Origin of the sequence: Microbacterium testaceum StLB037 (genome assembly GCF_008763945.1) — a bacterium.
Classification (GTDB): Bacteria; Actinomycetota; Actinomycetes; order Actinomycetales; family Microbacteriaceae; genus Microbacterium; species Microbacterium testaceum_G.
In genome coordinates this window covers 1,729,189-1,741,041 of record NZ_VTQH01000001.1, presented here as the reverse complement: position 1 = coordinate 1,741,041, position 11,853 = coordinate 1,729,189, and the positions used below count along the sequence as shown (strand labels likewise).

At 70.7% G+C, this 11,853-nt stretch carries 10 protein-coding genes; 1 reads left to right on the top strand and 9 read right to left on the bottom strand.

The window, feature by feature from the left end; genetic code table 11:
* Window positions 1–207: 207 nt before the first annotated feature.
* Both F9B98_RS08120 and F9B98_RS08115 read right to left on the bottom strand, forming a co-directional pair.
* A complete protein-coding gene (locus tag F9B98_RS08120; protein WP_150955391.1) occupies window positions 208–1,464 on the bottom strand; it encodes an alpha-hydroxy acid oxidase in 1,257 nt (418 codons plus the stop codon).
* A 63-nt stretch (window positions 1,465–1,527) separates the two neighbouring features.
* The gene (locus F9B98_RS08115; RefSeq protein ID WP_150955389.1) at window positions 1,528–3,000 is read right to left on the bottom strand and encodes an MDR family MFS transporter; all 1,473 of its coding nucleotides are present in this window, start codon (window positions 2,998–3,000) and stop codon (window positions 1,528–1,530) included.
* Between the two features lie 73 nt (window positions 3,001–3,073).
* Between F9B98_RS08115 and F9B98_RS08110 the strand changes: the two genes are divergently transcribed.
* Window positions 3,074–3,694, top strand: a complete 621-nt coding sequence (locus F9B98_RS08110; protein ID WP_191966713.1) for a TetR/AcrR family transcriptional regulator — start codon at window positions 3,074–3,076, stop codon at window positions 3,692–3,694.
* A 9-nt stretch (window positions 3,695–3,703) separates the two neighbouring features.
* Here F9B98_RS08110 and F9B98_RS08105 read toward each other — a convergent pair whose 3' ends face one another.
* The 7 genes from F9B98_RS08105 to F9B98_RS08075 form a co-directional block, all read right to left on the bottom strand.
* Complete coding sequence (locus F9B98_RS08105; protein ID WP_150955383.1) at window positions 3,704–4,549, bottom strand: transglutaminase family protein; 846 nt, start codon at window positions 4,547–4,549, stop codon at window positions 3,704–3,706.
* Between the two features lie 46 nt (window positions 4,550–4,595).
* Entirely contained in the window at window positions 4,596–5,528 is a 933-nt protein-coding gene (locus F9B98_RS08100; RefSeq protein WP_094733836.1) for an alpha-E domain-containing protein, read from the bottom strand.
* On the bottom strand, window positions 5,522–7,243 hold the full coding sequence (locus F9B98_RS08095; protein ID WP_150955380.1) for a circularly permuted type 2 ATP-grasp protein: 1,722 nt from the start codon (window positions 7,241–7,243) through the stop codon (window positions 5,522–5,524). Before F9B98_RS08095 ends, F9B98_RS08100 begins: the two co-directional genes overlap by 7 nt.
* Window positions 7,244–7,374: 131 nt before the next feature.
* On the bottom strand, window positions 7,375–8,556 hold the full coding sequence (locus F9B98_RS08090) for a zinc-dependent alcohol dehydrogenase (protein ID WP_150955377.1): 1,182 nt from the start codon (window positions 8,554–8,556) through the stop codon (window positions 7,375–7,377).
* Between the two features lie 85 nt (window positions 8,557–8,641).
* Window positions 8,642–9,352, bottom strand: coding sequence for a glycosyltransferase (locus tag F9B98_RS08085; protein ID WP_225310261.1), 711 nt, complete (start codon window positions 9,350–9,352; stop codon window positions 8,642–8,644).
* A 5-nt stretch (window positions 9,353–9,357) separates the two neighbouring features.
* Window positions 9,358–10,725, bottom strand: a complete 1,368-nt coding sequence (locus F9B98_RS08080; RefSeq protein WP_150955371.1) for a bifunctional PIG-L family deacetylase/class I SAM-dependent methyltransferase — start codon at window positions 10,723–10,725, stop codon at window positions 9,358–9,360.
* The gene (locus F9B98_RS08075) at window positions 10,719–11,777 is read right to left on the bottom strand and encodes an acyl-CoA dehydrogenase (RefSeq protein ID WP_225310260.1); all 1,059 of its coding nucleotides are present in this window, start codon (window positions 11,775–11,777) and stop codon (window positions 10,719–10,721) included. The genes F9B98_RS08080 and F9B98_RS08075 overlap by 7 nt, the downstream gene beginning before the upstream one ends.
* Window positions 11,778–11,853: the final 76 nt, after the last annotated feature.

Sequence of the window (11,853 nt, the reverse complement as noted above, 5' to 3'; positions counted from 1 at the left end):
CGCGCCTCCAGCCACGGCACAAGCTCAGCAATCTGCACAAACTCAGCGGCATCCGCCCCCTCCCGCCTGAGGATGCGCGAATCACTGAGGTTGCGGCTGCCGCGCCTCCAGCCACGGCACAAGCTCAGCAATCTGCACAAACTCAGCGGCATCCGCCCCCTCCCAGCTGAGGATGCGCGAATAACTGAGGCTGCACGCCCACCGGCGTCACACGCGCGCGTCGACCCCCACGCCCTCGACCGGCACGAGACGCGTCAACTGCGTGACGTGGCGGGGCTCGAGCTCGGCGAGCGACGAGACGCCGAGCAGGGTCATGGTCCGCTCGATCTCGCTGCGCAGGATCGCGATCGTGCGGTCGACGCCCTGGCGCCCGCCGGCCATGAGGCCGTAGAGGTAGGCCCGGCCGATCAGGGTGAACTTCGCGCCGAGGGCGATGGATGCCACGATGTCGGCGCCGTTCATGATGCCGGTGTCGACCATGACCGTGGCGTCCTTGCCGACCTCGCGCACGACCTTCGGCAGCAGGTGGAAGGGGATGGGCGCGCGGTCGAGCTGGCGGCCGCCGTGGTTCGACAGCACGATGCCGTCGACGCCCTGGTCGACCAGGCGCGCGGCATCCGTCACGTTCTGCACGCCCTTCACGACGATCTTGCCGGGCCACATGCCGCGGATCACGTCGAGGTCGTCGTAGCTGATCGTGGGGTCCATCGCGGCGTTCAGCAACTCGCCGACGGTGCCGCCGGTGGTGCTGAGCGAGGCGAACTCGAGCTTGGGGGTGGTGAGGAAGTCGATCCACCACCACGGGCGCGGAATCGCGTTGACGATCGTGCCGACCGTCACCTGCGGCGGGATCGAGAAGCCGTTGCGCTTGTCGCGCAGGCGGGCGCCGGCGATCGGGGTGTCGACGGTGAACTGCAGGGTGTCGAAGCCGGCCTTGGCTGCGCGCTCGACGAGACCGTACGAGATGGAGCGGTCTTTCATCACGTACAGCTGGAACCAGTTACGACCGTAGGGGTTGGCCGCCTTGACATCTTCGATGGACGTGGTTCCCAGGGTCGAGAGCGTGAACGGGATGCCGGCGGCTGCCGCCGCGGACGCCCCCGCGGTCTCACCCTCGGTCTGCATGAGACGCGTGAAGCCCGTGGGCGCGATGCCGAAGGGAAGGGCGGAGGGGCCCCCGAGGATCTCGCACGAGGTGTCGACGTCGGCCGCGGGACGCAGGATGTCGGGGTGGAACTCCACGTCTTCGAACGCGCGACGGGCGCGGTCGAGCGAGAGCTCGCCCTCGGCGGCACCGTCGGTGTAATCGAACGCCGCCTTGGGCGTGCGGCGCTTGGCGATCGCGCGCAGGTCGGCGATCGTCAGCGCGGCGTCGAGGCGGCGCTTGCGCGCGTCGAGCTCGGGCTTCTTGAACTGCATGAGCTCGAGGAGCTCGCCGACCTTGGGGAGCTGTCGCTGAACCATGGGGACCCTCTCGTCGGTGTGGTCAGACCACATCGTACGCCCGAGAGGGCCCCCTGGCCAGGGTCAGTGCGCGGGCATCGCCTCGGCGCCCTCGACCTGCTTCGGCGTTCGCACGAACGCCGCGAGCACGATCACCGCCAGCGACAGGCAGGCCGCGACGAAGAAGGCGGTGTGGATGCCGGAGGCCGTGGCATCCACCGTCGAAGCGCCCTCGTTCGCCACGGCAGTAGCGGCACCCACCGTCATGAGCGTCACGAACACCGCGGTCCCGGCCGCGCCCGCGAGCTGCTGCACGGTCGAGACGATCGCCGAGCCGTGGGGGTAGAGCGCACGCGGGAGCGATCCGAGGGCCGAGGTCATGAGCGGGGTGAACATGAACGCCAGCCCCAGGCTGAGCACGCAGTGGACCGCGATGACCAAGCCGATGGGGGTCGAGGTCGACAGGGTCGCGAAACCCCACAGGGCGAGGCTGGCCACGACGGCACCGGGCAGGACCAGCGGGCGGGCGCCGAACCGGTCGAACAGGTTACCGACGACAGGCGCCATCAGGCCCATCACCAGACCGCCGGGGAGCAGCATCAGACCGGTCGGGAGGGTGCCGAGGCCGAGCACGTTCTGAAGGTAGAGCGGCAACAGGATGAGGACTCCGAACAGGGTTGTCATCGCCACGATGACGAGGATCACGGCGACCGTGAACGTGGAGTGACGGAAGACGCTGAGGTTCATCAGCACCCGATCGGTCGACGCCAGACGCAGCTGGCGGACGGCGAAGATCACGAGCGCGAGCGCCCCGACCGTGAGCGGGATCCACACGGGGACGAGAGCATGACCGTCCGCAGCCTCGCCGATGCTCGACAGGCCGAAGATGATGCCCCCGAAAGCCAGCGCCGACAGGATGACCGACACCACGTCGAGGGTCACGCGTCGGGTCTCGGTGAGGTTACGCACCCACCGAGCGCCGAGGGCGACGGCGATCAGGGCGATCGGAATCATCACGATGAACATCGCGCGCCAGGGGAAGACCGACAGGATCAGGCCCGAGACGGTCGGACCAATCGCGGGCGCCACCGAGATCACGATCGAGATGAGCCCCATCATGCGTCCGCGGCGGTTCGCCGGCACGACGTTGAGCACCGTGGTGAACAGCAGCGGGATCATGATCGCGGTGCCGGAGGCCTGGACGATCCGACCGATCAGCAGCACGCCGAACCCGGGAGCGACCGCGGCGATGACGGTTCCCAGGGTGAACAGCCCCATCGCGGTGAAGAACAGGGTGCGCAGCGGGAACCGCTGGATGAGGAAGCCCGTGGTCGGGATGACAACCGCCATGGTGAGCAGGAAGGCAGTCGTCAGCCACTGCCCGGTGGCGGCGGTGATGTCGAGCTCGCGCATGAGCTCGGGCAGGGCGACACCCATGATCGTCTCGTTCAGGATGACGACGAAGGCGGCGACCACCAGCAGCGCGATGACGGCACCCGGACGCACCTGGTTCTTCTCGGGCGGGGCGACGGTGGGGACGGTTCCGGTGGCGATCATGGAACGACCAATCTGTGCAGACAAAGACAACTTGGCAGTTACTGCCAATAAGACATGGACTACTGTAGCCGACATGGAGACGTCAGCGACACCCGTCGGCGAGGGGTTGCGCGACCGCCGCCGCCGCGAGACGACCCTCGAGATCTGCGAAGCGGCCCTGGACCTCTTCGAGGAGAAGGGCGTCGCCCGCACGACCGTCGACGAGATCGCGGCTCGCGCCGGGATCTCGGCACGCACGTTCTTCCGTCTCGCGGGGACGAAAGAAGACGCCGTCTTCATCGACGACGAGCGCTTCGTCGCAGCCCTCGCCGAGGTGGGCGCGGAGGGCGACGACATCCCCGCCCTCACCCGCGCCTTGAGGGAAGTGTTCGCCCTCGAGCTCGGTCGCCTCCACGCCGACGCGCGAGCACGGGCGCGGTTTCTCCGCGTACGACGGCTGATCGGTCACGAGCCGTCGCTGCTGGGCGCCGCCATCCGCCGCGAGACGACGTCGTCCGACGCGTTCATCCCCGAGATCGCCGCGCGCGTCGGCCTGGCCGAACTCCCCGTGCGGGCTGCGATCGGCCTCGCAGCGCTCGAGATGCGCACCGCGCTCGACGAGTGGGCGCGCCGCGCCGACCGCGGCGAGACGGCCGACCTGCTCGCTCTGCACCGCGACGTCCAGGGATTACTGGGCGCCGCGGCATCCGCGTGAGGACGAGGCTCAGGTCTCGCGCGTGATCGTGACCTTGACCTTGAGGTTGCTCTTGCCCGGGCCGGCGTACACGCCGCGCAGCGGCGGCACGTCGTTGTAGTCGCGACCACGGCCGACGAGCACGTGACGGTCGCCGATCTCGATGTTGTTCGTCGGGTCGAAGCCCTGCCAGTCCCCCGCGAACCACTCCACCCACGCGTGCGACTCCCCCGTCACGGCCTCGCCCACCTCGGCGGAGGGCTTCGGGTGCAGGTAGCCCGACACGTAGCGGGCCGGAATGCCGACTTCGCGCAAGGCCCCGATGGCGATGTGCGCGATGTCCTGGCAGACGCCCTTGCGCGCCTCCCAGGCGTCCACCGCGGTCGAGTGCACGCCCGTCACACCCTGCATGTAGTCGATGGCGTCGCCGATCGCCTCGGCGATGGCGTGGGCCGCGGGGCCGGGCCGGTCGTGCTGGGCGGCGATCGAACGCGCGAGCTCGGCGACCTCGGCATGGGGGGTCGTACGCCGCGTCTGAGTGAGCTGCTCGACCGTCGAGATGGACCGCGCCGCCTCCGCCGCGAGCTGCTCCCAGGTGATGTCGGCGTGCTCGATGGGCCGCGGGCGCACCTCGACCAGCGACCGCGCGGTGATGGTCAGCGCGCCGTGCGGCGACAGCACGTCGAAAGCCGCCACTCGCGTGCCGAAGTAGTCGACGTACTGGTTGACCGACGTGGACGGCTCGATGTCGAGCGACGAGCTCAGCACGAACTGGCTATCGGTCGAGTGCGGCAGCATCCGCGCCTCGTTGTACGAGGCGACGACGTCGCCCGGGTACACGAAGCCGGTCTGATGCTCGATGCGCAGGCGCTTCATCGACGGCCCCCCGAGGTTGTCGTCCGGCCGGTGGTCACGGCATCCGTCATGAGATCTCTCCGATCCAGCTCGGCTCGGCCTGCGTCGGGAAGAACCGCGAGCGGATCGCCTCCGACGCCTCGCGGGTCACCGTCTGCACGCGCTGCATGTGCTCGGGGAGCTCGGCGAGGATGTCGCTGACCGGGCGGTACTCGAGGTCGTTGCGGATCTGCCCGAGGGCGCGCAGCACGGTGTTGGAATGCCCGACGCGATCGGCGCGGGGGTCGATCGCGCTCATGCAGTCTTCCGCGCGCTGGATCGAGTAGATGATCGAGCGCGGGAACAGGCGGTCCAGCAGCAGGAACTCCGCCGCGTTGCGGGCGCTCGGCATTCCGCGGTACGTGCGCAGGTACGCCTCGTACGCGCCGCACGACCGCAGGATCGTCGTCCACGACGGGCCCGAGACCTCGGTGAGCGAACGGGTCGCGAGCAGGCGCGCGGTCATGTCGGTGCGCTCGATGCTGCGGCCGAGGGTGAAGAACTGCCAGGCCTCGTCGCGGTTGGTCGAGGAGTCGACGATGCCGATCGCGAGGGCCGCACGCTCCCGCGTCCATTGGAAGAATTCGTGCACCTTGTCGGTCTGCAGGCGCCGCGGCATCCGGGCGTTCGTGGTGTTGAGGATCTCCCACAGCTCGGTCGAGACGATCTCGCGTGCCCGTCGGGCGTTCTCGCGCGCCGCGGTGAGCGAGTAGGCGATGCTCGACGGGTTCATGCGGTCGACGGCGAGACGGGCGAGCACGTCGTCGCGGCGGACGGTGTCGACGTTCTCGGGCCACGCGGAGCCCATGACGCTGAGCAGCGACCGGCAGGCGGTGTCTTCGTCGATCCACGGGTCTTCGAGCAGCAGCTGCAGGTGCACGTCCAGGATGCGCGCGGTGCCGTCGCTGCGCTCGATGTAGCGACCGATCCAGAACAGGCTCTCCGCGATGCGGCTCAGCATGATCCCGCCTCCCGGGTCTGCTGCTGCTGCTCGGCCTGCGGACCGTGCTGCACCGCGGCATCCTGCTGCTGCTGCTCCTGTTGCTCTTTGCCGGAGCCCGGGCGCGGGTCGCGCGGCGAGGTCGAGGGCGCGGGCTGCCCGTCGTAGATGATCGGAATCGACTCGGTCACCGCGGCCTGGTCGGCCACGAGTCCCGAGACGCCATTGCCCTGTCCGTACTCCACGTGCGAGGGGGCCGAGCCGCCGACGATCCACGTGTCCTTCGAGCCGCCGCCCTGGCTGGAGTTGACCACGAGCTGCCCCTCCGGGAGGGCGACGCGGGTGAGGCCCCCGGGCAGCACCCAGATGTCGTCACCGTCGTTGACGGCGAAGGGGCGCAGATCCGCGTGACGCGGGCGCATGCCGTCTTCGACGAGGGTCGGGATAGTCGAGAGCATGACGACCGGTTGCGCGATCCACCCGCGGGGGTCGGCGAGCAGGCGCTTGCGCAGGGCATCGAGCTCGGCGGGCGAGGCGTCCGGGCCCACGACGAGACCCTTGCCGCCCGATCCGTCGACCGGCTTCACCACGAGTTCGGGCAGACGGTCGAGCACCTCTTCGAGGGCCCCGGGGTCTTCGAGACGCCAGGTGTCGACGTTCTTCAGGATGGGCTCTTCGGCGAGGTAGTACCGGATGAGATCGGGCACGTAGGTGTACAGCAGCTTGTCGTCGGCGACGCCGTTACCCACCGCGTTGGCGATGGTGACGTTACCGAGGCGCGCGGCGAGCATGAGCCCGGGCGCCCCGAGCATCGAGTCGGCGCGGAACTGCAGGGGGTCGAGGAAGTCGTCGTCGACGCGGCGGTAGATCACGTCGACGCGCTGCGGGCCGCGGGTGGTGCGCATGAACACCTTGCCGCCGATGCACAGCAGGTCGCGCCCCTCGACGAGCTCGACGCCCATCAGGCGCGCGAGCAGGGTGTGCTCGAAGTACGCCGAGTTGTAGACACCGGGGGTCAGCACGACGATGTTCGGGTCGTCGATCCCGGGCGGGGCCGACGCCTTGAGGGCGGCCAGGAGCTTGTTGGGGTAGTCGCCGACGGGGCGCACGCGCATCGACACGAACAGCTCGGGCAGCGTCTGCGCCATGACGCGGCGGTTCGAGATGACGTACGAGACGCCCGAGGGCACGCGGACGTTGTCTTCGAGCACGCGCATCTCGCCGTGCTCGTCGCGGATGAGGTCGATGCCCGACACCTGGATGCGCACGCCGTTGGCGCTGCGGATGCCGGCGGCCTGACGGTAGAAGTACTGCGACGACGAGATGAGACCGGCGGGCAGGATGCCGTCGCGCACGCAGTGCTGATTGCCGTAGGCGTCGTCGAGGAACGCCTCGAGCGCCTTGACCCGCTGCTTGACGCCGGCCTCGATGCGCGACCACTCGTCGTACGCGATGACCCGGGGCACGGCATCCAACGGGAAAGGTCGTTCCTCGCCCGCGAAGTCGAAGGTCACGCCCTGCGCGAGATAGGAACTGGCGAGCGACTCGGTGCGCCCGCGCAACTCTTCCTGCGTCATCTGCGCGAGCGTCTGGTACAGCTCCCGGTACGCCTCACGCGAGGGGGCGGCTTCTCCGGGACTCGCCGGAACGCCGAACATCTCGTCGAACGCCGGGATGCCGGATGCGGTCTTGCGCGGCGCCAGCGTGGAGCCGTAACCGTCGAACAGGTCACCCATGCGACGACTCTACTCAGAGCAGTGTTGCGGACACGTTTCCCCGCCTCCGCCTTGCGTGAGTCGCCAGAATTCGTCGCTTGGGCGGGTCCCCTAGCGACAGATCTTGGCGACTCACGCGGGTGCGGCGCGGCTCAGGAGCCGGGGCGCAGCACGACCTTGATGCAGCCGTCCTCCTTCTTCTGGAACGTCTCGTACAGGCCGGGGGCGTCCTCGAGCGGGGCGTGGTGCGTGACCAGGTCCATGACTCCGAGCGGGTCGGCGGAGTCTTCGACGAGCGGCAGCAGGTCGTCGATCCAGCGCTTGACGTTGCACTGGCCCATCCGCAGGTTGAGCTGCTTGTCGAACATCGTCTTCATCGGCAGGATGTCGGCCTCTCCCGCGTACACACCGCTCAGCGAGACGGTGCCGCCGCGGCGCACGAGGTCGATCGAGGCGTAGACCGCAGCGAGGCGGTCGAGCCCGGCCTTGTCCATGAGCTTCTGCGCGAGGGCGTCGGGGAGCAGTCCGACGGCGTTCTGGGCCAGCTTGATGCCGCCGTTTCCGTGGGCCTCCATGCCCACGGCATCCACCACTCCATCCGCCCCGCGGCCCTCGGTGAGATCGATCAGCTCGTCGACCACGGTGTCGGTCAGGTCGTAGGTCAGGATGCCGTGACGCTCGGCCATCGCGCGACGCTCGGGCTCGGGCTCGATCGCGAGCACCCGGTAGCCGAGGTGCACGCCGATGCGGGCCGCGAACTGCCCGACCGGGCCGAGGCCCATGACCGCGAGCGTTCCGCCCTCGGGGACGTTCGCGTACTGCACGCCCTGCCAGGCCGTGGGCACGATGTCGCTGAGGAAGAGGTAACGGTCGTCGGGCAGGTCATCGCCGACGCGGATGTGGTTGTAGTCGGCGAGGGGAACGCGCAGGTACTCCGCCTGCCCGCCCGGCACCTGACCGTAGAGCTTGGTGTAGCCGAACAGGGCCGCGCCGCTGCCGTACTCCCGCACCTGCGTCGTCTCGCACTGCGACTGCAGACCGCGGCGGCACATGAAGCAGTGCCCGCACGAGATGTTGAAGGGCACGACGATCCGGTCGCCGACCGCGAGGTTCGTCACCGCCGAGCCGACCTCGACGACCACGCCCATCGGCTCGTGGCCGAGCACGTCGCCCTTGTCGATGAAGGGGCCGAACAGTTCGTACAGGTGCAGGTCGGAGCCGCAGATCGCGGTCGAGGTGATCTTCACGATCGCGTCGGTCGGTTCGAGGATCTCGGGGTCGGGGACCTCCTCGACGCTCACGTTGCGCGTGCCCTGCCAGGTCAGTGCCTTCATCGTCGTGCCTTTCGTTCCGGGGGCCGCCAGTCTGCGGTGCGCGCGCGAGGCCGCCGAGGTGGTTGACGAACCCCCACCCGGTGGGTCACGCTCCGGGTGCGGCGAGCGGCGGCGCGTCGACCCAGGCGTGCACGCGCGCGAGGAAGGCGGCGTATCCCCCGGGCGTGCGACCGGTGAAACGGCCCGAGGTCTCGACCTCGTGCTCATCGCTCGCGCGCTCTCGAGCACCGAGACCGCGCATCGCGCGCACCAGCGCCACGTCTTCGTGTTCGACGAGATCCGGGATGCCGCCCGCCCGGGCGTACGTGCTCGCCCGCACGCCGAGATTGGCGCCGTGGACGTTCCCGGCAGGCCTGCCCCGATGGTGCGTCGCGCGCCAGTACGCGGCATGCCGGGCGCTGAGGTCGGCGAAGTCGGGGCGGACGGTTCCCAGCACCAGATCGGCGCCGGCGTCGGCGAGGTCGAGCTGGTGCGTGATCCAGTTCGGGGGCACGACCGTGTCGGCATCCGTCATCGCGATCCAGGTGTCGCCGGCACCGGCGGCGAGCTGCGACAGCGCGTGCGCGACGCCGACGCGGCGGGCCGTGCCCACACGGCGAGCGGCTATCTCGATCGCGACGACCGGCCATCGACCCACCTGCGGGGCGGTGGTGTCGGTGCAGGCGTCGAGGACGACGACGACCGCGACCTCCAGGTCGGGCTCGCGTTCGCGCGCCCGGGACACGGCCCGGATCACCGAGGCCAGGCACCGACCGATCAGCGCTTCTTCGTCGTGCGCCGGGATCACCACGGCCACGGCCCTCACGGAACGAGTCCGGACTCGGCCGCCACCGACCGTGCGCCGGGAGGCGCGTACACCTCGAGCACGAAGTCCTGCTCCTCGTGACGCACGAGACGCACGAGGTCGGGTCGAGCGGCGAGCGCGTCATGCACCTCGTCGCCCGTGCGCGGGTACTCCGCGACCGGATGCCGCCAGTGGCAGGCGACGAGATGACCGTCGGCGCTGAGCGAGGCGGCAGCGGCCGTGAGCCCGCGGTCGAGGTCGGCGCCGGCCCAGTAGTAGACCACCTCCGACAGCACGACGAGATCGAACTCGCCCTCGGGCCACGCGTCGGGGAGCGTCGCCAGGCGCAGCTCGACATCCTCCCGACCCGCCAGGCGCGTCCGCGCGCGCTCGAGGGCTGCGGGGGCGAGGTCGACGGCGAGCACGCGGTCGCTGCGCTCGGCCAGGTGCGCCGTCAGCGCACCCGTCGAGCACCCCGCCTCGAGGGTCGAACGGTACCGGTGCCGCGGGAGCGCGGCGAGGAGCACGGCGCGCTTGCGCTCCTCGTACCAGCGCGAGTCGAAGCCCCAGGGGTCGTCGTGGCGGGCGTACATGTCGTCGAAGTACGCGCGGCCGACGCTGCCCGCCGGGGTCGCGGGCTCCTCCGGGGCGATGAAGACCTCGACGTCGCGCTCGGCGTGCGCGCGCATCCCGGCGTGGATCATTGCCTCGTCCCCGAGGGCGTCCGACAGGGGCTCGAGCTGGCTGCGGTGAGCGTCGAGGGCGCGTGTTTTGGCATCCCGGGCGGCGGGGTCGAGGGCGAGGTGTTCGAGGCGGTCCCACGGCACGTCGTCCGGGCCGCCCCAGTGCCACAGCCAGATCGGGAAGGCGCGCGAGCGCACCCCGAGTGCGGCGCAGACCTGCTCGACGATCTCTCCGACCACCCGGTGGTCGCGGTGCCCGTCTCCCCGCCACGGCGACAGGACGAGCACGCGCTTCCCGGCGGCGGCGTCGAGCCTCTCGCGCAGAGCTGCGGCGATGGCATCCCGATGTCCGTCCGTCCCGCCGTCCGGCAGCCCGAGGAACACCGGGTCCCCGACCAGCCCCACGATGCGTACGGCGTCGACGAGCTCGCGGCGACGCAGCAGAGCGAGGGTCGCCGGGCTGTGCGTGGGCGAGTCGGGATGCGAGCCCTCGCCGTCGGTCACGACGAGCAGATCGATCGGGATGCCACGGGCCGCCGCCGTCGAGAGCAGACCCGCCGCTCCGAGACTTTCGTCGTCGGGGTGCGCGGCCACCACGACCAGGCGCTCGACGTCGAGATCGAGCGGGGGCAGGTCGCGGCGGAGGGCGTCGGTCCAGACGCCCTCGTCGGTTCCGGGATCGCGGTGGTCGAAGCTCACCATGCGCTCGCTCCCGCGGCGACGTCGGCGCCGATGCGCGCGACGTCGCGCTCGCCGTGGTGCTGGCGGACGTACACCTGCAGGTCGGCGACACGCTGCGCGTGCTCCTCGTCGGCGACGAGCGGCAGGGGCCCCAGGGCGCGCGCGGCTTCGGCGAGGGTCGTCTCGACGGCGTCGGCGACCACGGTGCGCGCGCGGGCGGCACGCAGACCCGCGGATGCCGAGACCCCGGCCCCGAACACGGTCGCCGTCTCGCGGAGCACGGCGCGGGCGGCCCACAGCGCGGTGTCGGCGCGACCGAGATGCACCCGCGAGAGCTGATCGGCGCGGTCGGTCGCCGCGGCCTCGCGCAGGGCGTCGCGCAACGGCAGGGCCCCGCCCCACCAGCACGCGGCGACCCCGACCCCTCCGTGCGCGAAGCCGGAGCGACGGAGGTACCAGCCGGGCTCGCCGACCGGGACGGCGACCGCCCCGTCGACGTCGATCGGGGCGCTGACGACGCGGTCGAGCCCGCGCGCGTGCCAGGGACCGGGCCGCGCGGTCACGGCAGGACCGCGCAGGTCGAGGGCGAAGAGCTGCCGCCGGTCGTCGTCGACCCACGCGGTCACGAGCGCCCGGTCGAGGTGGGCCGCCAGCGAGCACCACGGCTTGCTGCCGTGCAGCGTCCAGGTGCCGGCATCCTGTCGCGCCTCCAGACGCATGCCGGGCCCCTCGGCCGCGAAGACGCCCCACGATCCCCCGGGTTCGACGTCGACGGCGACCCCCTCGCGAGCGGCTTCGCTCAGGATCGAGAGGGCGTCGAGGTGCGGCTCCAGGACGCGCGCGGCGGCGACATCGCGAGCGGCGACCGACGCGAGCAGCTCCCAGGTCGCAGCCAGAGAGCGCGGCGGGGTCGTGCTCGTCGCCCAGGCGAGCGTGGCGGCGATGTCGGTGCCGAGCCCCTCCACGGCATCCATCCGCTCGAGGGCTTCGCGGACCTCGTCGAGGTCGGGGTCGTCGTCGGGCAGGTCGTCGGGAAGAAGGAGGGGGGATGCCGATCGGCCGCGGTGTCTCACCGCGACAGCGTGCGGACCTCGCGGATTCTCGGATAGATCCTTGACACGGGGAGCCAGGTCGGACAGGGCGGACCGC